At 52.5% G+C, this 25,161-nt stretch carries 31 protein-coding genes; 14 read left to right on the top strand and 17 right to left on the bottom strand.

What is annotated here, in order from left to right; translation table 11 throughout:
- Window positions 1-69: 69 nt before the first annotated feature.
- A complete protein-coding gene (gmk, locus tag ACMAY6_RS15400) occupies window positions 70-699 on the bottom strand; it encodes a guanylate kinase (protein WP_435213271.1) in 630 nt (209 codons plus the stop codon).
- Between the two features lie 15 nt (window positions 700-714).
- The gene (locus ACMAY6_RS15395; protein WP_435213270.1) at window positions 715-1,578 is read right to left on the bottom strand and encodes a YicC/YloC family endoribonuclease; all 864 of its coding nucleotides are present in this window, start codon (window positions 1,576-1,578) and stop codon (window positions 715-717) included.
- A gap of 116 nt (window positions 1,579-1,694) precedes the next feature.
- On the opposite strand from ACMAY6_RS15395, the gene rph reads away from it, so the two are divergent.
- Window positions 1,695-2,426, top strand: coding sequence for a ribonuclease PH (gene rph, locus ACMAY6_RS15390; protein ID WP_435213268.1), 732 nt, complete (start codon window positions 1,695-1,697; stop codon window positions 2,424-2,426).
- On the opposite strand, the gene ACMAY6_RS15385 is transcribed toward rph, so the two are convergent.
- Entirely contained in the window at window positions 2,423-3,184 is a 762-nt protein-coding gene (locus ACMAY6_RS15385; RefSeq protein WP_435213266.1) for an exodeoxyribonuclease III, read from the bottom strand. The genes rph and ACMAY6_RS15385 overlap by 4 nt on opposite strands.
- 123 nt (window positions 3,185-3,307) lie before the next feature.
- On the opposite strand from ACMAY6_RS15385, the gene pyrE reads away from it, so the two are divergent.
- Together pyrE and ACMAY6_RS15375 are read left to right on the top strand one after the other, a co-directional pair.
- Window positions 3,308-3,964 carry an orotate phosphoribosyltransferase gene (gene pyrE / locus ACMAY6_RS15380; protein ID WP_435213264.1) on the top strand — a complete coding sequence of 219 codons (657 nt, stop codon included), beginning with the start codon at window positions 3,308-3,310 and terminating at the stop codon, window positions 3,962-3,964.
- 37 nt (window positions 3,965-4,001) lie between these two features.
- A complete protein-coding gene (locus ACMAY6_RS15375) occupies window positions 4,002-4,613 on the top strand; it encodes a hypothetical protein (protein WP_435213262.1) in 612 nt (203 codons plus the stop codon).
- Window position 4,614: 1 nt separating this feature from the next.
- On the opposite strand, the gene slmA is transcribed toward ACMAY6_RS15375, so the two are convergent.
- From slmA to coaBC, 4 genes are all read right to left on the bottom strand, one after another.
- A complete protein-coding gene (gene slmA, locus ACMAY6_RS15370) occupies window positions 4,615-5,214 on the bottom strand; it encodes a nucleoid occlusion factor SlmA (protein WP_435213260.1) in 600 nt (199 codons plus the stop codon).
- A 93-nt stretch (window positions 5,215-5,307) separates the two neighbouring features.
- Window positions 5,308-6,192 (bottom strand): acetylglutamate kinase, encoded by an 885-nt coding sequence (gene argB / locus ACMAY6_RS15365; RefSeq protein WP_435213259.1) that lies wholly within the window; start codon window positions 6,190-6,192, stop codon window positions 5,308-5,310.
- 49 nt (window positions 6,193-6,241) lie between these two features.
- Window positions 6,242-8,704, bottom strand: a complete 2,463-nt coding sequence (locus ACMAY6_RS15360) for a phosphomannomutase/phosphoglucomutase (RefSeq protein ID WP_435213257.1) — start codon at window positions 8,702-8,704, stop codon at window positions 6,242-6,244.
- Window positions 8,701-9,951 (bottom strand): bifunctional phosphopantothenoylcysteine decarboxylase/phosphopantothenate--cysteine ligase CoaBC, encoded by a 1,251-nt coding sequence (coaBC, locus tag ACMAY6_RS15355; RefSeq protein ID WP_435213256.1) that lies wholly within the window; start codon window positions 9,949-9,951, stop codon window positions 8,701-8,703. Before coaBC ends, ACMAY6_RS15360 begins: the two co-directional genes overlap by 4 nt.
- Before the next feature lie 52 nt (window positions 9,952-10,003).
- Between coaBC and radC the strand changes: the two genes are divergently transcribed.
- The 4 genes from radC to mutM all read left to right on the top strand — a co-directional run bounded on the left by radC (window position 10,004) and on the right by mutM (window position 12,028).
- Window positions 10,004-10,669, top strand: a complete 666-nt coding sequence (radC, locus tag ACMAY6_RS15350) for a RadC family protein (RefSeq protein ID WP_435213254.1) — start codon at window positions 10,004-10,006, stop codon at window positions 10,667-10,669.
- A 74-nt stretch (window positions 10,670-10,743) separates the two neighbouring features.
- Entirely contained in the window at window positions 10,744-10,980 is a 237-nt protein-coding gene (rpmB, locus tag ACMAY6_RS15345; RefSeq protein WP_435213253.1) for a 50S ribosomal protein L28, read from the top strand.
- Window positions 10,981-10,992: 12 nt separating this feature from the next.
- Window positions 10,993-11,148 (top strand): 50S ribosomal protein L33, encoded by a 156-nt coding sequence (rpmG, locus tag ACMAY6_RS15340; protein ID WP_007234130.1) that lies wholly within the window; start codon window positions 10,993-10,995, stop codon window positions 11,146-11,148.
- A 70-nt stretch (window positions 11,149-11,218) separates the two neighbouring features.
- Window positions 11,219-12,028: a bifunctional DNA-formamidopyrimidine glycosylase/DNA-(apurinic or apyrimidinic site) lyase gene (gene mutM / locus ACMAY6_RS15335; protein ID WP_435213251.1), complete on the top strand. Its 810-nt coding sequence runs from the start codon at window positions 11,219-11,221 to the stop codon at window positions 12,026-12,028.
- Here mutM and coaD read toward each other — a convergent pair.
- Entirely contained in the window at window positions 12,025-12,510 is a 486-nt protein-coding gene (gene coaD, locus ACMAY6_RS15330) for a pantetheine-phosphate adenylyltransferase (RefSeq protein WP_435213249.1), read from the bottom strand. The two genes, mutM and coaD, sit on opposite strands and share 4 nt — an antisense overlap.
- A gap of 49 nt (window positions 12,511-12,559) precedes the next feature.
- Complete coding sequence (gene rsmD, locus ACMAY6_RS15325; protein WP_435213248.1) at window positions 12,560-13,147, bottom strand: 16S rRNA (guanine(966)-N(2))-methyltransferase RsmD; 588 nt, start codon at window positions 13,145-13,147, stop codon at window positions 12,560-12,562.
- Between the two features lie 90 nt (window positions 13,148-13,237).
- On the opposite strand from rsmD, the gene ftsY reads away from it, so the two are divergent.
- The 6 genes from ftsY to trmB all read left to right on the top strand — a co-directional run bounded on the left by ftsY (window position 13,238) and on the right by trmB (window position 17,972).
- On the top strand, window positions 13,238-14,263 hold the full coding sequence (gene ftsY / locus ACMAY6_RS15320; RefSeq protein ID WP_435213246.1) for a signal recognition particle-docking protein FtsY: 1,026 nt from the start codon (window positions 13,238-13,240) through the stop codon (window positions 14,261-14,263).
- 3 nt (window positions 14,264-14,266) lie between these two features.
- Window positions 14,267-14,929: a cell division ATP-binding protein FtsE gene (gene ftsE / locus ACMAY6_RS15315; protein WP_435213244.1), complete on the top strand. Its 663-nt coding sequence runs from the start codon at window positions 14,267-14,269 to the stop codon at window positions 14,927-14,929.
- Window positions 14,926-15,882 (top strand): permease-like cell division protein FtsX, encoded by a 957-nt coding sequence (gene ftsX / locus ACMAY6_RS15310; RefSeq protein WP_435213242.1) that lies wholly within the window; start codon window positions 14,926-14,928, stop codon window positions 15,880-15,882. The genes ftsE and ftsX overlap by 4 nt, the downstream gene beginning before the upstream one ends.
- A 94-nt stretch (window positions 15,883-15,976) precedes the next feature.
- Complete coding sequence (rpoH, locus tag ACMAY6_RS15305) at window positions 15,977-16,852, top strand: RNA polymerase sigma factor RpoH (RefSeq protein WP_435213240.1); 876 nt, start codon at window positions 15,977-15,979, stop codon at window positions 16,850-16,852.
- Window positions 16,853-16,862: 10 nt separating this feature from the next.
- Window positions 16,863-17,273, top strand: a complete 411-nt coding sequence (locus ACMAY6_RS15300; RefSeq protein ID WP_435213238.1) for a DUF423 domain-containing protein — start codon at window positions 16,863-16,865, stop codon at window positions 17,271-17,273.
- A gap of 12 nt (window positions 17,274-17,285) precedes the next feature.
- A complete protein-coding gene (gene trmB / locus ACMAY6_RS15295; RefSeq protein WP_435213236.1) occupies window positions 17,286-17,972 on the top strand; it encodes a tRNA (guanosine(46)-N7)-methyltransferase TrmB in 687 nt (228 codons plus the stop codon).
- Here the strand turns inward: trmB and hemW are convergent.
- The 8 genes from hemW to ACMAY6_RS15255 all read right to left on the bottom strand — a co-directional run bounded on the left by hemW (window position 17,961) and on the right by ACMAY6_RS15255 (window position 24,065).
- Window positions 17,961-19,127 carry a radical SAM family heme chaperone HemW gene (hemW, locus tag ACMAY6_RS15290; RefSeq protein ID WP_435213234.1) on the bottom strand — a complete coding sequence of 389 codons (1,167 nt, stop codon included), beginning with the start codon at window positions 19,125-19,127 and terminating at the stop codon, window positions 17,961-17,963. The genes trmB and hemW overlap by 12 nt on opposite strands.
- Window positions 19,117-19,713 carry an RdgB/HAM1 family non-canonical purine NTP pyrophosphatase gene (gene rdgB / locus ACMAY6_RS15285; protein ID WP_435213233.1) on the bottom strand — a complete coding sequence of 199 codons (597 nt, stop codon included), beginning with the start codon at window positions 19,711-19,713 and terminating at the stop codon, window positions 19,117-19,119. Before rdgB ends, hemW begins: the two co-directional genes overlap by 11 nt.
- Before the next feature lie 3 nt (window positions 19,714-19,716).
- Entirely contained in the window at window positions 19,717-20,157 is a 441-nt protein-coding gene (locus tag ACMAY6_RS15280) for a DUF4426 domain-containing protein (protein WP_435213231.1), read from the bottom strand.
- Entirely contained in the window at window positions 20,148-20,741 is a 594-nt protein-coding gene (metW, locus tag ACMAY6_RS15275; RefSeq protein ID WP_435213229.1) for a methionine biosynthesis protein MetW, read from the bottom strand. The genes ACMAY6_RS15280 and metW overlap by 10 nt, the downstream gene beginning before the upstream one ends.
- Window positions 20,741-21,874 (bottom strand): homoserine O-succinyltransferase MetX, encoded by a 1,134-nt coding sequence (gene metX, locus ACMAY6_RS15270; protein ID WP_435213227.1) that lies wholly within the window; start codon window positions 21,872-21,874, stop codon window positions 20,741-20,743. Before metX ends, metW begins: the two co-directional genes overlap by 1 nt.
- 3 nt (window positions 21,875-21,877) lie before the next feature.
- On the bottom strand, window positions 21,878-22,465 hold the full coding sequence (locus ACMAY6_RS15265) for a YggT family protein (protein WP_435213225.1): 588 nt from the start codon (window positions 22,463-22,465) through the stop codon (window positions 21,878-21,880).
- Window positions 22,466-22,467: 2 nt separating this feature from the next.
- Window positions 22,468-23,295, bottom strand: a complete 828-nt coding sequence (gene proC / locus ACMAY6_RS15260) for a pyrroline-5-carboxylate reductase (RefSeq protein WP_435216061.1) — start codon at window positions 23,293-23,295, stop codon at window positions 22,468-22,470.
- An 83-nt stretch (window positions 23,296-23,378) separates the two neighbouring features.
- Complete coding sequence (locus ACMAY6_RS15255; protein ID WP_435213223.1) at window positions 23,379-24,065, bottom strand: YggS family pyridoxal phosphate-dependent enzyme; 687 nt, start codon at window positions 24,063-24,065, stop codon at window positions 23,379-23,381.
- 56 nt (window positions 24,066-24,121) lie between these two features.
- Between ACMAY6_RS15255 and ACMAY6_RS15250 the strand changes: the two genes are divergently transcribed.
- Window positions 24,122-25,159 (top strand): type IV pilus twitching motility protein PilT, encoded by a 1,038-nt coding sequence (locus tag ACMAY6_RS15250; protein ID WP_435213221.1) that lies wholly within the window; start codon window positions 24,122-24,124, stop codon window positions 25,157-25,159.
- Window positions 25,160-25,161 lie beyond the last annotated feature (2 nt).

Genomic DNA, 25,161 nt, shown 5'->3' with positions numbered 1-25,161 from the left:
CGCACAAATGCGGCCCAGTCCGACAGTATACCCCACTAAGTGTGGCAACGGACTATGGTAAAAATCACCTCAATGAAGGGTTAAGGCTTCGAGAACTTTCGCCAAGTCCCGGGATTGATAATCTCGGGTAAGTCGGAGGCTATCTGCAATCGTCGTCAGCTCTGTCAAGGCACGCTCAAAGTCGTCGTTGAGGACTAAATAGTCGGCATCCGGCCAGCGGGCCATTTCACTTTGCGCTTCGGCCATACGGCTTCGTATTGTCTCTGCTTTATCCTGCCCACGTTGAGTGAGTCTACTCTCTAGTGCTGAAATAGAGGGTGGCAACACGAAAATACAGCAGCTTTCAGGGCAAGCGGTTTTAACTTGCCTGGCGCCCTGCCAGTCGATCTCTAAAATCACATCATTGCCGGCTGCTCTGCGCGATGCGACCTCGGATTTTGCGGTGCCGTAAAAGTGACCAAACACCTCTGCCCATTCAAAAAAATCCCCAGACTCCTTCGCCTCAAGAAAAGCCTCTGTAGAGATAAAATGGTAATTCACGCCATCAATCTCTCCCGGGCGCATGGGTCGTGTCGTATGCGATACGGATACGCTCAAGTGTGATCTGCGTTCAATGAGTGCACGAACTAGCGAGGTTTTGCCTGCTCCGCTAGGGGCTGACACGGTCAACAGGTTGCCCGTTGCTGGGTGGTCTTCCAAGCCTGATTACCTCCTTCATTCGATGTTCTGTATTTGTTCCCGCATCTGCTCGATGATCACTTTGAATTCTACAGCGGTTTGCGTTGTTGTGAGTGCGGCGGATTTTGACGCCAAAGTATTGGCTTCTCGGTTGAGCTCTTGCATCAAAAAATCGAGACGGCGACCACAGGGCAGTTTTCCTGCTAGGGCGACCTCTATCGCAGCGAGGTGCGCATCTAGTCTATCCAGCTCTTCATCGACATCAGTTTTTTGCGCGCTGTATACCAGCTCTTCTTCAAGCCTCTTGGCGTCTGGTTGCGCAGACAACTGTTGTATCCGGTCGAGCAGTCGTTGTCGATGGATTTCTTGAAGCTGAGGCAAAGCGCCTCGATAATCTGCAAGGTATTGCTTGAAGGCCTCGCAGCGCTTCACGATGAGGCTCTCCAGCTTCCGGCCCTCTTCTTTTCTGCTGTCAACCAGCTCGTTGAGCGCTTGATTCAATGCGTCGGTGCCCGCCTCTAGCCACACAGACTCCTCGATGGTGTTACCGGCTATGACGCCCGGGGTCATTAGAAGGGCTAATTGATCAGGTGCTGGCGCGTTTGGAAACTGTGTGGCTAGTTGAGTCAATACGGTTTGCAATTCTTCGAGGCGCCCTCGGTCCAGTTGCAGCGAGCCACTGTGTTGCGACAGGTCTGTTCGCACGGTCACGTCCACCTTGCCTCGGGTGATGTGCTTAGCAATTTTTTGGCGCCAAGCAGCCTCCTGAGATCGCAGTATGTCTGGGCAACGAATCTGCACATCTAAATAGCGGTTATTGACCGATCGCATTTCTATTGTGACCGATACAGAGTCAGTTGCTACAATGGCTCGAGAAAACCCAGTCATACTCTGTGTCAACGTGCTATCTCCCTGCTGTTGCCGGGCTGTTATCAGCGGCTTTGTGTCGTGAGTTTAACAGCTGCGGCCGGCGTAGCACGGCCAATGACACGCCCATCTTTAAAAGGAATTGGTCTATGTCGGTTACTTTGAATCGCCCCAGTGGTAGAGCGCTTGATGAGCTCAGAGCGATTACCTTCGAGCGTAATTTTACGTGTCATGCCGAGGGCTCGGTATTGGTATCGTTTGGGCAAACTCGAGTGCTTTGTACCGCTTCATTGACGCCAGGGGTGCCTGGGTTTTTGCGGGGTAAAGGGCAGGGCTGGTTGACCGCGGAGTACGGGATGCTGCCTCGATCCACGGGCAGTCGAATGAGCAGGGAGGCCAGCCGAGGCAAACAGTCGGGACGAACCGTAGAAATTCAGCGCTTGATTGGACGGTCACTGCGTGCCGCGATTGACCTCAAAGCTCTGGGTGAAAACACCCTCACCCTAGATTGTGATGTCATTCAGGCCGATGGTGGTACTCGCACGGCGTCTATTTCCGGGGCTTGTGTTGCTGTTGTTGATGCGCTCAATACCCTGCAACGCAAGCAGTCTTTGCAGTCTGATCCACTCAGATTTTTGATAGGCGCTGTCTCGGTAGGTGTATGGAACGGTCAGGCTGTACTTGATCTGGATTACGCCGAGGATTCAACGGCGGACACCGATATGAATGTTGTTGTGGCCGAGGGTGGAGGTTTGATTGAGGTACAGGGCACCGCAGAGGGCGCAGCTTTTGAAAGGGCTGAGTTAAACAATATGCTTGATCTTGCTGTTGCTGGTGGCCAGATTATTATTGATAAGCAACGCGAAGCGCTGTCGGTCTAGAGGTCGACGTCGTACTCGATGATTACCGGCGCGTGGCTTGAGAAGGCATCGCTGGTGTTTACCACGGCACTGGTGACGCGATCCTCAAGGGATATCGAGGTAATGTGTGTGTCTGATCGCAGGGCGCCCGCGTCATCTCCATCAGGCCACCAGGTAAATTCTTCGCCGCCGGTATTTAAGGTTCTAAAAGCATCGCAGTAGCCGCTTTGATATAGCTCCTGCAGCCAGGCTTTTTCGGCACTGGAGAACCCCGGGAGATCTGTGCGATTGCCTGCTTCCTCGGCATCAATCGGCTGGCTAATCAGCTCCCAACCGCCACAAATGATGAAGTCCCTGCGTTTATTTTTTATCTTTTGCAGGTGCTGGCCTAGGAGCTCCAAGAACTTAAGCTTTGTATTCATGGCTTGGTCACTTGTCCGCCCACTGGGCACCAGCAACGACCCCACACTGACGTTGGGATAGTCGGCTTGGAGGTACAGGCCTTGACCGTCAAAGTCAGCAAAACCCAAGCCACTCATAATCGCTTTTGGCAGTTTCTTGCAGTAAATGGCAACGCCATTACGCTTGGGGTTGTCAAAGTCATCGAGAAAGTAGGGGCTGTAGTTTTCAGGAAAATATACGTCCCTCTTTAAGCTATATTCAGAACATCGGGTGTCCTGCAGGCAAACGACGTCAGCGTCCTCCTCTTGAATCCAGTCAAAAAGGCCGGCCTCTTGTGCCTGTTCGAGGCCTTCAACTACTAAACTGACGACTTTCATTGCTAGTCCTGTGTAAACAAGGCCAGTATCATAGGCCAAGGCACAGCGGGCTGCCATCGCGACTGCAGAGAAATTTCAGATTGCCGGATTTTGATTGCACGATTAAAAGTGAAGAATAAAGCTATGAGTAACCCAGCGTACAGTGCTACCCGTAAGGCGTTTATCGAATTGGCGATTCACTGTCAGGTTTTACGTTTTGGCGAATTTGAATTGAAGTCTGGCCGCGTGAGCCCTTATTTTTTTAATGCGGGAGGATTTTCAGGGGGGCAGGCCTTGGCAGAGTTAGGGCGCTGTTACGCCAATACTTTGGTTGCATTCGAGTTAATCCCGACAGTTTTATTTGGGCCGGCTTACAAAGGCATTCCCTTGGTCACTGCTACGGCCGTGGCTTTGGCGAGTCATCATGGCCTTGACGTGCCTTATAGCTTTAATCGGAAGGAAGCAAAAAATCACGGTGAGGGTGGTCTATTGGTGGGGGCACCCCTGAGGGACGACGTGGTAATTGTTGATGATGTGATTACTGCGGGCACGGCGATAAGAGAGGCGATTGCACTCATTCGCGACGCCGGCGCCCAGCCTGCTGGAGTCGTTATTGGTCTAGATCGATGCGAACGTGGATCGGGTACGCAGTCTGCTGTTGATGAAGTACGGGATGAACTTGGGCTGAGGGTCGCAAGCGTTATTACCATGCACGACATTATTGAATGGCTTGAGTCCACTCCAGATTTGAGCCAATATCTTGAGCCTATGCGACGCTATCGAGATCGTTATGGTGTCTAGCTCTCACTTTTTGGGCGCCCTCATTGGGGTCTTCACCTTGACAGTTGCAACCCCCAGTGCAGCTGAAAACCTCTATCGCTACCGAGCAGAAAATGGCGTTTTAGTGGTTGATTTCCATGTTCCTGTGGAATATGCCGATAATGGTTACGAGGTTTTAGATGCCAACGGCGTTGTATTGTCTGTAGTCCCCAGTGCGATGACACCAGAGGAGCGCGCTAAAATCGCGCTTTCCCGTGAGCTCGAGGAGGATGCAAAGTCTGAGCAGCAGCGTTTGCAAAACTGGGATGAGTCGTTGTTACTTCGCTACTCCACTATTGCCGATATCGAAGATGCCAGGGATCGGTCCCTGAGCGACCTCAAAATCAGGGTTTCTATTCTTAAGTCCAATCGCAGAAGTTTGCGGCAGCAAGTTGAAAACGCTCAAGCCCGCGTTGCTGCAACCGAGCGTTCGGGTGTTGAACCGCTGCCAGTCGATCTTGAAAATATTAAGCTGCTCAAGCGCGAGATCGACAGCACAGACGACAAAATTGCGGCGCGAGAGGCTCAAATTAGTGAAATGACAGCGCTTTATCAGCGTGATATTGAGCGATTTGAGCAGCTGCAAGATGTTGTCAGATTGCGCCATCAGATGGAGACGCCATCGCAATAGTTTAAGCGGGTACGGGCCTCATGAGGTTAGAGGCTAGTAATGCCCATTGCTTGTCCCAGCCCTGTAAGGGTGAGCGCTTAAATTCGCTGCGTACGAACTGAGAAATTCTGCCTTCAGCGGCAGCTAATATCAGACTTGCACTGTCGGCCAGTAATATTGTCGGCCTCAGCCGCTCTTTGACTTCAGCTTCCCTCAAAGCGGTGCGCAACTGGGTCTCGATCCGGTCAAAGAGCTGGGCAACCCGCAGGTGGAGCCGCTCTGACTCCCCAAGTAAAGCCCCGCCATGAAGAATGCGAGTGATACCAGGGTTTCGCTCACAAAACCCAAGCAACAGCTCTAGAATTCGGTAGCAACAATCCAAGCTATTTGGCTTTTCCTCCATAATTCGGCTGATTCGAGTGAACAAAGTAGCTTCTACGAACTCTATGAGTGCTTCAAACATCTTCGTCTTAGAGGGGAAATGCCGATAAAGCGCCGCCTCCGATACGCCCACCTCATTAGCGAGCTTAGCGGTTGTGATGCGAGTATCTGGGCCTTGCTCAAGCATCGCTGCTAATGCTTGCAAGATTTGATCCCGGCGTCCTAATTTTGAGTTTGGCATGGACGATTGATCCAGCTAGAGACAATTTCATGCTAGCCATAGAAGCGAGCTAGTGCAATTTTTAAGTGTCTTGAGGGTGAAAATTTTTCTGCTTCAGCGGTTATTACAAATTAAAGTACCAATGCCTTCATCAGTAAAGATTTCTAACAGGGCGGCATGGGGCACGCGGCCATCGATAATATGGGCACTCGTCACGCCTTGTTTTACGGCATCTACGGCGCAGCGTATTTTTGGCAGCATTCCGCCTCGAACGACACCGTCGGCAATGAGGCGATCAACTTCTTTCGTGGTTAGGCCTGTCAAGACGTCTCCTCCTTGATCAAGGAGTCCCGCCACATTGGTCAGTAGCATCAATTTTTCCGCATGTAGCACTTCAGCAATTTTACCTGCGACTAAATCGGCGTTGATGTTGTAGGTTTTGCCATCAGCTCCGCCAGCGATGGGGGCAATGACTGGAATAAAGTCACTGTCACCCAGCATTTTCAGCACCTGAGTGTCGACCGACGTCACTTCGCCGACTAAACCTATATCTGGAGGCGCCTCTCCAGCGCTATCAAGCTGAAGTTTACGGGCTTTTAACAGCTCACCGTCTTTGCCGGTTAAACCCACGGCTCTGCCGCCATTTCGATGAATACAGTCAACAATTTCTTTATTGACGCTGGCGCCAAGCACCATTTCTACGACATCCATCGTGGGTGCATCTGTAACGCGCATGCCATCGACAAATTCGCTTTTAATTTTTAAGCGACTTAAGAGCGCTCCAATTTGTGGCCCGCCGCCGTGAACAATCACGGGGTTCATTCCCACCAATTTCATCAGGACAACATCCCGAGCAAAGGTTTCAAAGAGTTGGGGGTCGACCATAGCGTTACCGCCGAACTTGATCACAATCGTTCGGCTAGTAAAGCGCTGTATGTAGGGCAGTGATTCGGTTAAGACACGGGCAACATTGGTCGCCTCGTCACGGCTCAGTGACATTGGGATTTACTCTTAGCGTGAATAGATGGATACACAACGCATCATCATATCAGAAGGGTAGATTGATGCTGGGCTCTGCTTCGGTAATGGCTTTTCGTAATACCCCTTTGACGCGCTCAAGGCTGGCATCATCGTTCCCCTCGAATCGTAGGGACAGCGCTGACTCGGTGATTGAGTTGTGTACGAGACCCCAGCCATCGGCGTAGTCAACACGAAGGCCGTCCAAAGTTGTGATTCGAGCTCCCGGGAAATCGGCGTTGCTAACTAAGGCACGCATAATTTTCTTGCGACTGCGGCTTTCCAGTTGAAGGAGAATCTCAGGGGTACTGCTCGACTGAGGCAACGCAGCGATAATATCGCCAAACCCAGAGCTAGCGGTGGCTAAAATTTCAAGCAACCTAGCCATTGCATAGGGGGCATCATCAAAACCGTACCAACGCTCTGCAAAAAATATGTGTCCGGAAAAGTCGCCGGCTAAAAGGGCTCTAGCTTGCTGCATTTTCTCTGCAATAAAGGCCTGACCAGAGCGAGACATCTGAGCCCTGCCCCCGGTTCGGGTTACGAAAGGCGCGAATAGTCGAGTACATTGGATGTCATAAACTACATCGGCTCCGGGGTTGCGCTCTAGCATATCCCGGGCGAATAACATCAGAAGTGAATCGTTGCCAACGGCGATACCGGTTTCAGTTACCGTGTGAAGTCGATCTCCATCACTATCGAAAAGCACGCCAAGATCGGCGCCCTCTGCTATAACCCGCTCTCCAAGAGCCTCAAGGGCCTCGGCAAGGCAGCGCCCTTGAGGGCGCGGGCCTTCCTCTGGCGAGTTCAAACTGACCAAGTCGCAATCCAGTGCGCTTAACAAAGGTTCGGTGATTCTTGCAGACGTACCGAAGTCGTTATCAATAACCACCTTCAATGGTAGGGCTAATGAAACATCCATGGCGATGCGATCAATATAATCCGCTTCAATTCGGGAGCGGATAGTTCGGCCCGAGCCCTGGACTGTTTTCTTCGAGCGAATGGTGGCGAGAATCTCCTCGATGCCAACGCCAGACAAAAGCTTTTTATGAAAAACAATTTTAAAGCCGTTGATATGCTCATCACCGTGACCGCCGGTGATCATAATTCCAGAATCGGTCTCGGCTTCATGGGTTGCAAAGTAAAAAGCGGGCGTTGGAATTTCGCCAACATCAATAACATCACGGCCACTTGCGAGAAGCGCTTTCACCAAAACTGTCCGGATTTGTTTGCTACTTGGGCGGGAGTCGTGGGCGACGATGAGAGTCTGGATATCACGATCACCCGACATAACGGCCAGTGCCTGACCGATGCTTTCAATGAGCGCCTCCGTCAGCTCGGTTTGGACGTCTCCTCTAATGCTTCCAGGCTTGAAAATATGGGTTGGAATTTCATCGATAATAGACGCTGAGTCGTGATCAACCAGTAGCTCCCTAGGTGTCGGAGCGGCCTCTGTTGGCTCCGGCATTGAGACATCGGAGTCCTTGACGGTAACGTCACCCAGATCCCCCCGGGTGGCTTCTCGTCGAGCTTGCAAAACTAGCTGTCTGCGACTGAGCAAGCTTAGCTGTCGCAACATTTTGGCAAGAGGCGTTATTGCAGGCACCGAGACTCTTAGCGGCGTACGCAACTCTGCGGCTTCTAGTATCCGTTTCACCTCAGACCTTAATAGCTGGCCTGAACGCTGTATGAGCAGATAAAGGCTCGCTACAATGCCTGCGAGTGTTACAACTACCGACAGTAAAAGCCCCCACCAACTTGGCCGAGCAGCAGCAAGCCATTCTGGATTGGGTGAGAACTCTACCTTCCAAAGTGTTCCCATGACATCAGCGCTGACTAGGGGTTCATCCTTCAAAGTGCCAATAAACGTATCGCTCATGGTGCCCGATATTTCCTGCACAATGCGGTACCGCCCCTCATTGCCCGGAGTAATCAGCTCCGCGAGTCGGCGTTGACTGACCTCAACGACAAAAACACCTCGAACGGGCTTGCCCAATCCACGGGCAAATAGTGTGTAAGACCCGTCATCGGCGAAAATAAATTCGGGGGCTGGGTCCTCGCCCCCAAAAGCCCGCCGAACGATATCAATGTCAATATGCGAGCGCAGACCAAAATCTCCCGGGCTAATGCTCACGGTGCCTAGGTCATCTAAGGGAATAAATGAAATGGCGTCCGCATCAGGAAAGCTCAGGCGGGCGTAGGATAAATCTGGTGCGTCTGTTTGGCCTCTAAGCTGTGTTGTCAGGTCGTCGATGCGTAGCTCTAGGTCTTTGATGTAGAGCCCCACCATATCAGCGCGGCTTTCAACGGTCGCTTGGGCAAGGTTGGCTGCAGTTCCTGATTGAATCAAAGGCTCTCTGATCAGGCCCAGCCAAAAAAAGGCAAGCATAGCTGGCACGAGGGCAACGAGGCCGGCTTGATACAGCAGCCTTGTTAAATCGTCGCCCTCGCTGGTAACTTCGCCATCTTTCTGGCTCTTTAACTCGGAGCTCAAGAGTCATCCTCCGATTGCGTTGCTCTATGTTCGTCGTCAGCACAGTTTTGGGGCATCCTTGCAATACACCGCGCAATCAGAAGCTTGGCTAAATTGCGCTTTGTCGTTATCGGAATAACGTCATGTCCCATACTATCCACCCAGGACACCATATTGACGTCGCTGTTAAACCCTATATCGGCTCGACTGACATCATTGGCGATGACGACATCAAGTTGTTTTGCCAAGCGTTTAGCCTCTGCGTGGTCGATAAGGTGTTCAGTCTCGGCAGCAAACCCAACCATCAAAGACGGCCGGCTGGCTGATCGAGCGACCTCCGTAATGATATCGGGATTACGGGTCAGATTTAACGTAAGCGTGTCACCCACTTTCTTAATTTTTTGTGGTGCTTCAACCTCCGCTCGATAATCTGCAACCGCAGCGCTACCAATGAAAATCGCCGTAGGCTTTTTGATGTGTTGCACGCAGGCTTCATGCATTTGAAGCGCTGTATCGACATTTACACGAGTGACGCCCTCGGGCGTATCAAGTGTGACGGGGCCACTTATCAAAACGGTTTCCGCTCCAGCCTCAGCGGCGGCTTGAGCAAGGGCAAACCCCATTTTTCCTGAACTGTGGTTTGAAATGTACCTAACCGGATCTAAAGGTTCACGTGTCGGGCCTGCTGTAATGACAACGCGACGACCCTCCAGTGCCCGGCTGGGAAAGTGAGCACTGATTGCAGCTCTGATCTGTGCGGGTTCGCTCAGCCTGCCCAAACCTACATCACCACAGGCCTGCTCACCCGCACTTGGGCCAATTATTTCGACGCCGCGATCTATGAGGCGCTGAATATTTGTGGCAGTTGCAGCATTTTTCCACATTTGCTGATTCATGGCTGGTGCCACAAAAACTGGAGCGGGAGTCGCAAGGGCGGTAGTGGTCAAAAGGTCATCGGCTCGTCCTGCAGCAAGCCTCGCCAATGCATCGGCTGTTGCAGGAGCCACGATAAAGGCGTCCGCCCATCGCGCTAATTCAATATGCCCCATGCCCATTTCCGCGGTCTCATCCAAAAGTTCGGTGTGGACCGGAAACCCCGAGAGTGATTGTAGGGTAAGAGGCGTGACAAAAGCCTGAGCCCCGCGGGACATTATAATCCGTACCGCGGCACCGTCACCTCGTAGAAGGCGGATCAGTTCGGCGATTTTATAGGCAGCAATCCCACCTGTTACACCGATGATGATGTTCCGATTATGAAGGTGTCCCATTCGATCGCGTTAACCCAGAAAATACCCTGAACACTAGCACTTGGAGCGCTTTTTGGACACATTTAGCATTGCACTACTGTGCGACAGGTCTAAAAGTGGCTGCTCGGGCAGTGACGCCAAGTTGCTAGCAGCGGCTCTTGGGTTGCCTAGCGCGACTGCCGAGCTTGAAATTGCAGGTTATTTATACCGTCACGGAGGCTCTCTCCGGGAGGGAATAGCTGCGCTGCTGCGCAGTGACCCAGCAGTCCACGGCGTGGGGAGCCGAAGACGCCACCAGCTGGGGTCTGCGCTGTTACTCGCACAACGACTTGCACAGGAGCGCCTTTTTACGCGAACTTCTCTGCAAAATCCTGCCAGCTGTTACGATTATTTGCAGCATCACTACCAGCTGCAGCACCGGGAGGTGTTTACCTGTTTTTTTCTGAACACCCAGCGCCAGCTGTTAGCGTGTCGTGATCTGTTTTTAGGCACCCTCAATACCGCCCCAGTCTACCCTAGGGAAATTGCTGCGATGGCGCTGAAACTGAGTGCTTCTGGGATTATTGTCGCGCACAACCACCCCTCCGGATCAGTAGCCCCAAGTTCTGCGGATCTTAGGCTGACGGAACGGCTTCGCTGCGCCCTCGAGTTACTCGATATCGAGCTTCTTGATCACTTAATCGTAGGCCAAGGGGACTATCTGTCCATGGCTTCAGAGGGAATAGCAGGGTTCCGCTGACTAAGGCTTGCGGTAATGCCATGGCTTTGGTATGTTGCGCACCCTTTTTTCAGTGTCCTGCGACGGGTTTAACCATGTCTCGAGTCTGTCAAGTTACCGGCAAACGTCCGGTAACCGGTAACAATGTGTCTCACGCCAAGAATCGAACTCGTCGTCGTTTCCTGCCCAACCTTCACAACCATAGGTTTTGGGTAGAGTCCGAAAAGCGGTTTGTTTCTCTTCGTGTATCCCCCAAAGGAATGCGTATCATCGATAAGCGCGGTATCGATACCGTACTTGCCGAATTGCGTGCTCGTGGCGAAAAAGTTTAAAGGAGAATTGCTATGCGTGAAAAAATTCGCATGAACTCAACAGCGGGAACCGGTCATTTTTATACGACTGACAAGAACAAGCGTACGATGCCAGAGAAGCTGGAGATGAAAAAGTTCGACCCAGTGGCTCGGCAACACGTTATCTACAAGGAAGGCAAAATCAAATAGATTTTGCGGCTTTCTTTAAGACTGCCCCGGTGCTGTTACCAGTCCCGGGGTTTTTTGTGTCCCGTTAGTTATGCCTGAGCTGCCTGAAGTAGAGACAACCCGTCGTGGCATTGATCCCCATGTGGTTGATCGGCGCATTGAGCACGTTTTAATTCGCAACGCCAAACTCCGTTGGCCTATCGAAGAAGCCCTTGCCCCCCTCGCTTCGGGGCAGCGAATTTTAGGCACCCGACGTCGTGCAAAATACTTACTCATTGACCTCGAGCACCACACACTGATGGTTCACCTTGGTATGTCTGGATCATTGCGTGTTATGCCTGCGTCAACTCCGCCGCTGTTTCACGACCACGTCGATATTGTCCTCAATGATGGCAATTGCCTCAGATACAACGACCCCCGGCGCTTTGGAAGCTTTCACTTACTGACCTCTGATGACCATGCGCTGCTGCGGCACTTGGGTCCCGAACCCCTATCAAGTGATTTTGACGGAGCGTGGTTGTATCAGGCGGCTCGGGGCAGAAAGGCGGCGGTTAAGCAATTTTTGATGGACGGTCGAATCGTGGTGGGTGTTGGCAATATCTACGCTAACGAAGCTCTGTTTATGGCGGGAATCCGTCCCACCCGCAGGGCGGGGAACATTAGCTTGCAGCGCTATCAGCGCTTGGCTGAGGCGGTAAAGGAGCTGTTGGCGGCGGCTATCGAACAGGGCGGAACTACACTCAGAGATTTTGTGGGCGGTGATGGCAAACCTGGATACTTTGCACAAAAGCTGCGTGTTTATGGTCGGGGAGGCCAATCATGTCGGGCGTGTTCTGGCCAACTTCAAGAGATTAGGCTGGGTAACCGAACCTCAGTTTTTTGCACAACCTGCCAACGTTAACCGGGGAACTTATTCTTAAGCGCTTCGGCTACGTTTGGGGCCACAAAGGGCGTGATGTCGCCACCCATAGCTGCAATTTCCCGAACTAAAGAAGAAGATATGTAGGCGAGATTTTCTGAGGGGGTAAGAAATACGCTCTCAAAATCAGGCTTCAGAGCGCGATTCATATTGGCAAGCTGATATTCGTATTCGAAGTCCGCAACAGCCCGTAACCCTCGGAGAACACAATTAGACCCCTGCTCCGTCACCAGGTCGGTTAACAGCCCGGTAAAACTGCAAACTTCCACGTTATCGATGTGGCTAAGAGCGTCCTGAGTAAGGATTGTTCGTTCTTTTAGATCGAAAAGGGGCTGCTTCTTTTCACTTTGCGCTATCGCGATGATGACGCTACCGAACAGCCTCGCAGCTCGCTCAACCAAATCAATGTGGCCCTTGGTGATGGGATCGAAAGTTCCGGGGTAAACAATAGATTGTGTGCGCATAACTGCGAATTCTCAGCCATAACCGCGATGAATGTACACAAGGGGCCGCTTACAAACAAACATTATCCGAAACTGCGAGAAGCAGGTAACGGACATTGCCCGCCACTTTATCCCGAATCACCTCCAAAGAAGCGGGTATGTCGGGCATTGTCTGATTGCGCTCTAGTTCTACGTAAACCCTAGCGTCTGTCGCGAGTAGACCTTGTTTCAGCAGATGCTCTAAGGCGGTGCCGATTAAATCTGCCGAATAGGGAGGGTCTAGGAAGACAATATCCGCGGGGGTGCCTTGCCATTCAAGAGCGTTGCTGCTCACGATCGTTGCGCGCTCTTGAGCCTTCAGATGGCTGAGGTGACCGCGAATAGCGTCGGTTGCCACGGCGGAACTATCGACAAATACGCAGTGATTGGCGCCTCTGGAGAGGGCTTCGAGCCCCAGAGCGCCACTGCCGGCAAAAAGATCGAGACAGTGGGCGCCTTGAATACGGCTCGTAAGCCAGTTGAATAGTGTTTCTCTTACTCGGTCCGGCGTGGGTCGCAAGTGGGCAACGTTATCAGGAAAATTGAGCCTGAGACCTCGCCACTCGCCCCCAATAATGCGCAGTCGGGCACTACTGTGTTTTATTGGCGCTTTGCGCATATCTGCTCCCTCGACGCAGTGCTACCATGTTGATGTGAGGGCCGGGCCCAGTCACCAACTGAATGTCAAAACTGTAATGAGCACGTTGCCATGAAATTCTTTGGGCGCAAAGAAAAACCTAAAAAGCCAGCTGAGAGCTTGGCGCTGGAAGCTAAAAGCGAAGTAGCAGCCGAGGCACATTCGACAGAAGACGGCGGTTTGTACTCTCGATTTCGCCGTGGTCTGAGTCGTACAGGGGGCCATTTTTCCAGCGGTCTCGGCGCGCTTTTTTTGGGGCGCAAGGTTATCGACGAAGAGGTTTTGGAGGCTTTGGAAGATCAACTTTTGACGGCTGATGTAGGGATAGAGGCAACGCAACGCATTGTATCGGCTATTACTGAGCGCATTTCTCGCAAAGAACTTTCGGATGGCGCCGCTGTTATGGCTGCTACTAAGTCGGCTCTGCTTGATATTCTGGCACCCTGCGAGCAACCGCTAGTCACCGACAAACATAAGCCCTTTGTGATGCTGGTCGTGGGAGTCAACGGTGCTGGCAAGACCACCACGATCGGCAAATTGGCTCACGGCTTTAAAGCACAAGGTAAGCAGGTCATGCTGGCTGCCGGTGACACGTTCCGAGCGGCTGCAGTCGAACAGCTTCAGGTCTGGGGCGAGCGCAATGAAGTGCCGGTGATTGCTCAGCACACGGGTGCTGACAGTGCGTCTGTGTTGTTTGATGCTTTACAGGCGGCTCATGCTCGGGAGGCGGATATTTTGATTGCTGATACGGCTGGCCGACTCCAGAACAAAAGCCATCTGATGGATGAGCTTGAAAAAGTGGTCAGAGTGATGCAAAAGATTGACCCTCAGGCACCCCACGAGACGTTGCTGGTGCTCGACGCAGGCACTGGGCAAAACGCCGTGTCTCAGGCGGAAGAATTTGATAAGGCTGTTGGGGTCACTGGTATTGCCCTCAGCAAGTTAGATGGTACGGCACGTGGTGGTGTTATCTTTGCGATCGCGCAAAAGTTAGCGCGACCGATTCGATTCGTGGGTATTGGGGAGGGGGTGACAGATCTTCAGCCCTTTGATGCGAGTGCTTTTGTGGATGCTTTGTTTGAAAGTAAGTCGTCGTAGCTCGTGATTGAATTTAACCGAGTGAGCAAACGTTACGCAGACCATGATGCTCTGCGTGACGTCTCGCTTACTATTGCCACAGGCGAGATGGTGTTTCTCACTGGCCATTCGGGGGCTGGTAAGACGACTTTTTTACGCCTACTCATGCTGTTGGAGCGTGCTTCAATGGGCACATTGCGCGTTGATGGCCGAGACACGGCGAGAATCAAAGGGCGGAATATCGGTCGCTATCGTGGTGAATTTGGCATTGTTTTTCAGGACCATCAGCTGCTCTACGACAGGTCGGTACTTGAAAATGTGGCATTACCCTTGGAAATAGCGGGCTTTCGTCCCCGTGATATTCAACGGAGAACCCGAGCTGCCCTCGATAAGGTCGGGCTTTTGGGTAGAGAGAAAGCCAATCCAGCCGTTTTATCGGGTGGTGAGCAGCAGCGGGTTGGTATTGCACGGGCAGTTGTTGCAAGGCCTCGATTTTTAATTGCCGATGAACCTACAGGTAATCTTGATCCGCAGCTTTCGGCAGAGATTATGGGATTGTTCGAGGCCTTTAATCGTGTCGGGGTGACTGTGATTGTTGCCAGTCATGATCTTGCCTTGATTTCCAGGCTGCGTCATCGGATCGTGACATTAAAAGACGGTAGGCTAGTGGCGGGAGCTGGGCTGTGAAGAAGCCTGCGGCGGGACTAGGCACGGCTCCAAGGCCTACCTTGGTGTCATGGATACATCACCACCGGCAGGCGGCGTCTGGCAGCCTGCGCAGGGCTTTTCGGCTACCAGTGGCTACAGGTCTGACTTGGTTAGTAGTAGGAATCGCATTGGCACTACCTGCCTCTCTCTTGGTGATACTGCAAAACATTGAGGCTGTGACTAGTGATATGCGTTCGCCAGCGCGCTTTTCTGTTTTGCTCGAGGTGGATACGCCCCTCAACGATGCTCAAGACATCTTGAAGCGGGTTGAGAGTCGCGTTGATGTGCAGGATGTGACCCTTATTCCTCAAGACCAAGCATTGGCGAGATTCGCCGCCGATACCGGGTTGGTCGGCATGTTGGATTCGATTCCCGATAACCCATTGCCTCATACACTTCTGGTCAACCCTGTAGACAACGTTGAATCAGAGGGCCTTGCTCAGTTGGCGCGGGCGTTAGAGGCCGTCAGAGGCGTTGATCAGGTGGTTTTTGACACACTCTGGCAAGCGCGGCTGGCTGGGGTCTTGCAGTCGGGCAGAAGGCTTGCAATGGGTATCGGGCTGCTCATGATGATGGGCGCGGTACTTATTTTGGCCAACACGATTCGTCTGGCTATTGATGCTCGTCGGGATGAAATTGCGGTGATTAAATTGATTGGAGCTGATGATGCCTATGCGCGTCGCCCCTTTCTATACACCGGATTGTGGTCTGGATTTGGCGGTGGTCTGCTGGGCGCGATTATGTTGGGTATCTTTTTCATTTATCTTGCTGAGCCCGTTAACCAGTTGCTTCAGCTTTATGATAGCGATCGGCGTTTTACGGGACTGGGGATCATGGGTGTGATGAATATGATGCTCCTAGGCGGCGCGTTAGGGTTATTTAGCGCTTGGCATGCAGCAACGAGTCAGCTCAGAGAGTTAGAGCCCAGATAGTCTCGACCCTCGATCAATAGTGAACTTTTCTAGGATTAGCACTCTCTAATGTAGAGTGCTAAAATGGGGATATCGAAGGGAGGAGGATGACAAGATGTCCGAATCAGGAAAAACAGTAGCAATGGGTCACGGGGCAGTTATGTCTATGACCCCAGGGGCAAATTTGCCCGCCTATGTTCAGGCTGTGAGCGGCATTCCAATTTTGTCTGCAGAGCGTGAACAGGCTTTAGCCGAAAAGCTGTACTACAGCGAGTGTGTTGATTCTGCGCGAGAGTTAGTACTCGCTCACTTGCGTTTTGTAGTACACATTGCACGGAGTTATTCTGGCTATGGGCTTGCCGAGGCCGACCTCATACAAGAGGGGAATGTGGGCCTTATGAAGGCGGTAAAACGCTTTGATCCCAACAAAGGTGTGCGCTTGGTTTCTTTTGCCGTGCACTGGATTAAAGCAGAAATGCACGAGTTCATCTTGCGTAACTGGCGCATTGTTAAAGTGGCAACGACGAAGGCGCAGCGTAAATTATTCTTCAACTTGCGCAGCGCAAAGAAATCGCTGGGTTGGTTGAGCGCAGAAGAAACTCAGGCGATTGCCGCAGACTTGGGTGTTGACGAGGCTGAAGTCCAGCGTATGGAAGGACGGTTATCAAGTCGTGATATTGCTTTCGACCTCCCCACTGACGCTGACGACGACGATGCCTGGCAGTCACCGCAGGCTTACCTCGATGACATATCGACTGATCCAGCCCGGTGTATTGAAGCTGAGGATTCGGCTCGGGACGGCGAAGATCGATTGCGCTCCGCGCTGAGCAGTTTAGATGAGCGAAGTCGCAATATTGTGACGCAGCGCTGGCTGGCTGAACAAAAAGCAACGCTGCATGAGTTGGCCGCGGAATACGGTGTGTCGGCTGAGCGAATTCGTCAGCTGGAAGTTAATGCGATGAAAAAGCTCAAAACGACACTCGTCGTCTGAGCGTCTCGATGTGGCAGGCATAGGACCTCGCTGGCCAAGAATTCTGGCGGCGCTACTAGGCTTTCTGGGCGTGGCCGCTGGCGCATTTGGTGCCCACGGTCTGCGCGGCTTTGTGGCACCTGAGCAGATACAAACTTGGGAGACCGCCGCGAGCTATCAGCTGCTTCACGCAGTGGCTTTGCTTGCGGTGTCTGGCTGGCAGCAGCGTGCCGTCTCACCCCGACTGAAATTTTGGCTGTTATGGGCCTGTGGCTTAATCGTTGCTGGGGTTGTGTTGTTCTCGGGGTCTCTCTACCTTCTTGTGTTAACGGGCATCGGTGCCTTTGGCCCTATTACCCCTCTTGGAGGGGTAGCACTACTCGTGGCCTGGTTGATTTTGTTGGCCTGTGGGTTAGTGAGAGAGAGTCATGCTGCGCCTTGAGCCGCTGCTCTCATGACGGAAATTAATAGACCTATTCGCAGCTTTGTTCTGCGGGCCGGCAGAATGACGGCGGGCCAAGAGCGCGGCTGGTCGGTTGGCTTTCCCCAGTATGGTTTGACAGCTGCAAACGGGCCATTAAATTGGGAATCGAGCTGGGAATCCCGGGGGCCGCGCATTGTAGAAATTGGATTTGGTATGGGTGACTCGCTGCTGACGATGGCAGAAGCCTCACCAATGAGTCGATTTTTGGGTATTGAGGTCCATACTCCGGGTGTCGGTCGGCTATTGGGTCAGACTCTAGAGCGAGACGTAAAAAATATCCGGGTTTATGCTGAGGATGCCATGGTTGTGCTCGATCAATGCATTCCAAAGGGCTCAGTTGATATTTTACAGATCTTTTTCCCCGACCCCTGGCACAAAAAACGGCACCATAAGCGCCGTTTGATTCAACCTGCGTTTATTACAAAAGCCACGGCCTTACTGGCTTCGGGGGGGAGAATTCATTTAGCAACCGACTGGATGCCCTACGCTGAGGATATGCTGGCGGTCTTAGAAGCTGAACCGACCTTGCGAAATACGTCAGACACCGGTCAATACGTACCACGTCCAGCTTGGCGCCCTGAGACGAAATTCGAGCGCCGTGGCACCAAACTGGGCCACGGTGTTCGGGATTTAGTATTTGAGAAATTAGATACTTGATACTGCTTCGTGGTTGTCCATAAAGCTGGCGACAACATCGTTGAGAAACCTAAAGCCGCGGTCAGTGGTAGCGATGGACTCGCGATTATCAGACATCAGCCCTTGAGCCACGAGCTGCTCTATCTGTGGCATCACAACCGCCAGTTCCAAGCCCGTGTGCGCTTTAAAAAGTGATGCAGGTACACCGCTTTTAAGGCGAAGGGCGTTCAACATAAATTCAACCGGTAGCTCCAGTTTCGGAATTTCGTGCTGCTGGGGTTTGACGCCTTGATTCACGCCGGTTAAATAATCCCGGGGCGATCGGCTTCGACGCGTCCGGGTAATCGTGCCATTTTCCCGGGTAATCTTTCCATGAGCACCGGCGCCAATGCCAATGTAGTCTCCAAAGGTCCAATAATTTGAGTTGTGCTTTGCTGCTTGCTGCGGGGCCGCCCAAGCTGATACTTCATATTGGGTGAGGCCAGAGTCGTTAAAACGAGCCTCCCCAGCATCTTGAATATCAGTAAGAATATCGTCGTTAGGCAGTGTGGGGGGGCGTGACCAAAATGTGGTATTCGGTTCAATCGTTAATTGGTACCACGAAACATGGCCCTGGGCGTAATCGATAGCCCGCTCCAAGTCTTCAAGCGCTGCCCCTACAGATTGGCCCGGCAAGCCGTGCATGATATCCAGATTAAAACGCTCGAAATTATTTTTTGCCAGGTGAATGGCCTGTACCGCTTGGGTGCTGTTATGAACCCGCCCGAGGGCGGTTAGCTGTGCGTCAGCAAAGGTCTGTATACCAAGGCTTAGGCGGTTCACGCCGGCGCTTCGATAATCGGCAAATCTCGCGGCCTCAGCACTCCCTGGGTTGGCCTCCATGGAAACTTCAGTGGCTGTTGGAATACCCCAAGATTGGTCAATACCCTGAAGTAACTTGCCGATGCTTGTCCCGCTAAATAGGCTAGGTGTTCCCCCCCCGATAAAGATTGAAAAAAGGGGGCGCGGTGGTATTTCAGCCAGCTGCTGTTCTAAGTCGATCAACAGGGCATCGATGTAGCCGCTTTCCAAACTGTTATCGAATTGCTCATGAGAGTTGAAATCACAGTAGGGACACTTTCGCTCACACCAAGGAAGGTGTACGTAAAGGGCCAGTGGGATCTGATCAGTGTTCAAGTTTGTGGCGCAGCGTTCGCACAGCTTGGCCACGGTGACTCAACGCTTGTTTTTCTGTTGGGCTCAGTTCAGCTGCAGTGCGGCCGGTATCGTCTATTTCAAATAAAGGGTCGTAGCCAAAACCCGAGGTCCCCGAGGGTTCCTTGGCGATGTGACCATGCCAATAACCTTCAGCAATAATGGGCGTTGGATCATTTGCGCTGGCCACCCGGACCAGCACACAAATAAACCAAGCTCTACGGTCATCGCCATCAAAGGGCGCCATTGCCCGCAGCAGTTTAACGTTGTTTTGCACATCACCTTGGCCAGAATAGCGGGCCGAATGAATACCCGGGGCGCCACCTAGTGCGGGTACCACCAAGCCCGAGTCGTCAGCTAGAGCAGGAAGACCCGTGTAGAGAGCGGCGTTGCGGGCTTTTTTCAAAGCATTTTCGACAAAGGTGAGGCCGTCTTCATCTGCTTCAGGTACGTTAAAGTCGCTTTGGGGCTGTAACAAAAGGCCCGTAGCTGACAAGGCGGCCTGGAGCTCCTTGAGCTTTCCCGCGTTGCCGCTGGCCAGAAGAGTTATGTTGTCATTGCCCGTCACCGATTACTTCTCGCTTTGCTTCCAGAGTTGCGTCTTGAATTTGTAGTGGTAGGTTTGCTCGCTACCCTCGGGCCTAAAATCAAATTCAAAGAAACGCCACTCGCGGTCGATAAACTCAAAGTCAGCGATATAGTAGGTGGCGTTATTCTCGCGAATTTCTTTAAATTCCAGTGTGTCACCTCGGATGAGATCCCAAGTTTCACCTTTTATTAACATGGGCCGTCCCGCTGTTTCGCCCATTTCTACGTCTCTTACCGACAGGGTGAGTATGGCTTTAAAGTCTCCCCGGGCTATGCCGTATTCTGCGGCTATTTCAGGGGATAAAAACGTGGTATAGACAACGCTGCGATGCAGTTCAAAGCGATCAAAGCGCTGAGATTGCTGTCCTTGCGCACCCAGCGCTAGGAAAGAAAACGCCACAAATAAAATAAAGCTTAGTCGCATGCCTTGATCCTAAAGATAGCGGTTGAGCCAAATAAATTGGGTAGCCACTGTTTGAATAGGGCGGTTGTGGGACCAGAGACAATATCTCGATCCATAATGGCGATATTCAAGTTCGAGCACAGAGCTTCAAAATCTTTAACCGTACAGAAGTGGATATTGGGCGTGTCATACCAGTGAAAGGGCAAATCTTTCGATACTGGCATCCGCCCGTTTAATCCGAGATGTAAACGGCATCGCCAGTGGCCAAAGTTGGGGAAAGTCACAATGGCCTCGCGCCCAATACGGACCATATCTTGTAAAACTTTATCGGGTCGGTGAAGGACCTGCAGAGCATGAGCGAGGACCACAATCTCAAAGCTGTCCTCTGGAAAATTGCTCAGGCCTTGATCCATATCTTGCTGAACGATATCAAGGCCACGTTGTGTGGCTGCAATGAGATTGTCTGGATCAAGCTCTAACCCCATTCCTTGAACACGGCGTGTTTCCTGCAGTCGATTGAGAAATGCGCCATCACCACAGCCCAAATCAAGGACACGGCTCCCCTCAGGAATCCAAGATTCAATTTGCGTGAGGTCGTAGCGCATTAAATAACCACCCGCTGCATCCAAGCAGAAAATAGCCCGGTATAGTGTGGCTCATCGAGCAAAAAAGCATCGTGCCCGGCGTCTGTTTCAATTTCGGCGTAGCTCACAGGCTTCCCTGCAGCCAGTAAAGCATCGACTAGTTCTCTGGACCGGGCCGGTGAAAATCGCCAATCACTGGAGAAGGCAATAACCAGCATCCGCGAGCTTGTCACCGCCATGGCCTCACTCAGTGAATCATTAAAATCAGCTGCGATATCAAAGTGGTCCAGAGCTCGTGTCATCAAGAGGTAAGTGTTAGCGTCGAAGCGTGTGGAAAACTGCTTACCTTGATACCGAAGGTAGCTTTCTACCTGAAATACCATTTCCCCGGGATTGATCGTATTTGAGGGGCCTTCGCGGGTATCTCGCCCAAAGCGGTCACTCATACCGTCTGCCGACATGTAGGTGAGGTGGCCGACCATTCGCGCCAAAGACAAGCCCCGGGCAGGGTTTGCGGCCTCTCGCTGATAGTGGCCGGCCAGCCAGTCAGGGTCTGAAAGAATGGCCTGGCGCGCGATTTCATTAAAGGCAATATTTTGAGCGGTGAGTTTGGGTGCTGCTGCGAGTGCAACGCAGTTGCGCACGCGGTCAGGGTAGTGGACTGCCCAGTGGAGCGCTTGCATGCCGCCTAGGCTGCCACCAATCACTGCGGCCCAACTATCAATACCCAGCCGGTCGGCCAGCATTGCTTGCGTCATGACCCAGTCGGCCACGCTGACTTGGGGAAATTCAGGTCCCCAGGGTTGTTGGGTCTCGGGGTTGAGGGTGTTGGGCCCTGAACTGCCATCACAGCCACCAATATTATTGAGGGAGACAACAAAAAAACGATTGGTATCTACCGCTTTGCCGGGGCCAACATGCAGGTCCCACCATCCGGCTTTGGGATCCGATAGGTCGTAGCGGCCGGCTGCATGATGATTGCCGCTTAGCGCATGGCAGATCAAAACAGCGTTACTGCGCTGGGCATTGAGATGGCCATAGGTTTCCGTGATCAGTTCAAAGCCCGCCAGCGTTCGCCCAGAAGCGAGGTTTAGGGTTGCCGAAAAAACCTCCCGCACAGGTGTTACTAGGCTGACTTCCCCGGGGTGTGTCATCAGCTAGATACCCATCACCAGTTGCAGGGGAAGTCCCGCGGCGGTCGCCATGTGTCGAAGGGCTATTTGAATCATATTTATCGCAATAAAAATAACGATAGGCGAAAAGTCGAGCCCGCCCATCGATGGCAACATCGAGCGCACTGGGGACATGATGGGCTCGGTGATTTGGTAGGTCAGTAGCACTGCGGGGTGTCGGGTTCCCGGTGCGACCCAACTAATAACGATCATGACAACAAGGGCAATCAGGTAGGTATTAATGATTAGACCCATGACCCCCAGCAGCCCCCAAATCAGCAACGAAGTGAGATCGGGCAGTGCAACGCCCGCAAGTGCTAGTTTGGCCACGATGGCTAAGATTTGCACCGCCACAGCCAATAACAGCACGGCGGGATCGAAGCGTCCGGCATTGGGAATAACCCGGTGGATGACGCGTAACGGTGGATTGGTGGCGCGCACCACAAACTGTGAAATTGGATTGTAAAAATCGGCGCGAGCGAGTTGCAACATTCCTCTCAACACCGTCAAAATCAGATAGAACGACGCTGCTGTTTCTAGCAGATATCGTGCAATGTCATTGAGTGCTGCCATTGTTAACCAAACTCCTTTGCCATTTCTTGGGCGCGAACCCAGCAGGCCTGCATGCCCTTATCGACCAGCCCCGCTAGGTTGTCTTGACTGAAGCTTGCCAAGGCTTGCTCCGTCGTGCCTCCGGGGCTAGTCACGTTACGGCGCAATTCGGCGACGGAATCGGATTGCTGGGTCGCGAGTTTGGCAGCACCTAGGGCTGTCTGCAGCGTTAGCTGACTAGCCGTTTGATGATCAAGGCCCAGCTTCTCTCCCGCCGCGATCATGGCTTCCATTAAGGCAAAAAAATAGGCTGGGCCACTGCCCGAAACGGCGGTCACTACATCAATGTGACTTTCCTCCTGAAGCCAAGTGGTGGTGCCTACGACGCTCATCACGCCTTCGATTCCTGCCCGTTGGTCGGCGCTGACCTCAGCACTCGCAAACAGGCCTGAGGCGCCCGCGCCGACTAGCGCTGGCGTGTTGGGCATGCAGCGCACCACAGGCAAGCGGGAATTGCCAAGCTGGGTTTTCAGTGCCCCAACGCTGATTCCTGCTGCCACCGACATGACAGCTGCTGTTGCACAAAGGTGGTGTTTAACCCCCTCGGTTGCGGCTGTCATAAATTGTGGCTTCACGGCCAGAACGACAAGCTCGCAGCTTTGAAAGCACGCGCTGGGCTGCGCGCCAAGCTCGCTTACGCCCAAAGTCTGAAGCTTGGCTAGAGCGGCCTCGTTGGGGTCCACAGCACACAAACGCTTGGGGTCATAACCGGCGCTTATCAGGCCGCCGATAATTGCGGAGGCCATATTGCCCGCTCCGACGAACCCGATTGTTTGAGGCAGTTGCGTCATATCCAAGGTCTGATACCCATTTGATGTCTCGATGCGTGGAGTATAACGCGGCGCTTGGGTTGTCGGGGTATTGCGCAGATCTTTTAGCGGGCTCCGAAAATGTCGGTGCCGACGCGCACTAAAGTCGAGCCCTCGGCGACTGCGGCCTCGAGGTCACCCGACATGCCCATCGACAGAGTATCGACCTCGGGGTGGTGCACTTGCAACGCTAACAGCAGCGTTTTGAGTTGCGCAAAGGATTTGCGCTGCTCTTGAAGATCTGTTGTCGGCGCAGGAATAACCATTAAACCCCGTAGATGCAATTTAGGGAGTTTGCTGACCTGTTGTGCGAGTTGTGGGAGCTCTGAGGGAGCAATCCCAGACTTATTGGGCTCATGGGACAGCTTTATTTGAAGGCAGATGTTGAGTGGCGGCAGGTTTTCAGGCCGTTGATCGCTAAGCCGCTGGGCAATTTTCAGCCGGTCTATGCTGTGAACCCAGGCCATTGTTTGCGCAAGGCCACGAGTTTTATTGGATTGAATAGGACCAATAAAGTGCCATTCAATGTCCAGATCAGCCAGGCGTCGGGCTTTTTCCTCCGCCTCCTGGGCATAATTTTCGCCAAAGGTGCGCTGCCCTGCTTCCCAGGCAGCCCGAATCAAGCTGTCAGGTTTTGTTTTACTGACGGCCAAAAGTGAGACAGACCCCGAGGGTCGATTCGCAAGCTGTTCAGCAGCACTTATACGCCGCCAGATACTGTGTAAATTGGTCGCTACATTTATTTCGTCCATACTGCCATCATAGCGCGGTTGCTGGGTTCAATGGTTTATGTCTTAGGAGACCGTTCATGGATATTACGGAGTTGTTAGCATTCAGTGCCAAGCAAGGGGCTTCTGATTTGCACCTATCTTCGGGACTGCCCCCTATGATTCGTGTCGATGGTGATGTCCGACGCATCAATATCCCGCCGTTAGAGCATGCTCAGGTCCACGATCTTGTTTACGACATCATGAACGATCGACAGCGCAAAGATTTTGAGGAATTTTTAGAGACAGACTTTTCTTTTGAAGTCCCTGGTGTCGGTCGATTCAGGGTGAATGCATTCAATCATAATCGGGGCGCGGCGGCGGTTTTTAGGACGGTGCCGACAAAAGTCGCTTCAATGGAAGAGCTAGGTTTGGGGGAAGTTTTTAAAGAGATAGCGCTTCTTCCTCGCGGTTTGGTCTTGGTTACCGGCCCCACCGGGTCCGGAAAATCGACCACATTAGCGGCTATGGTGGATTTCATTAATGACAACCGATACGACCATATTTTGACTATTGAAGATCCCATCGAGTTCGTGCACGAGTCGAAGCGCTGTCTCGTAAATCAGCGCGAGGTGCATCGCGATACCCTGGGATTTTCCGAAGCGTTGCGATCAGCACTACGTGAGGACCCGGATATTATCTTAGTGGGTGAAATGCGTGATCTTGAGACTATTCGCCTTGCTCTGACGGCTGCAGAGACTGGCCATTTAGTGTTGGGCACTTTGCACACGACTTCCGCAGCTAAAACGGTAGATCGCATCATTGATGTTTTTCCCACTGCAGAAAAAGCTGTGGTGCGTTCTATGCTGGCTGAATCACTGCAAGCCGTTGTTTCACAATTACTGTTGAAGCGTAAGGGTGGCGGCCGCGTAGCCGCTCACGAAATTATGCGGGGCACAGCTGCAATCAGAAATCTCATTCGAGAGGATAAGGTTGCGCAAATGTATTCTGCGATACAGTCGGGACAAACCCATGGCATGCAAACGATGGATTGGGCTTTGCAAAATCTGGTTGAAAGAAAAATTGTCAGCCTCAGCGTGGCGCGCGAAAAAGCGCGGCAACCCGATTTACTCGTCTGAGC

It is taken from the genome of Luminiphilus sp. nBUS_16 (genome assembly GCF_051201645.1).
GTDB lineage: Bacteria > Pseudomonadota > Gammaproteobacteria > Pseudomonadales > Halieaceae > Luminiphilus.
Note: the sequence above shows the minus strand (reverse complement) of the source record. Positions and strands in the feature narration are given on the sequence as shown.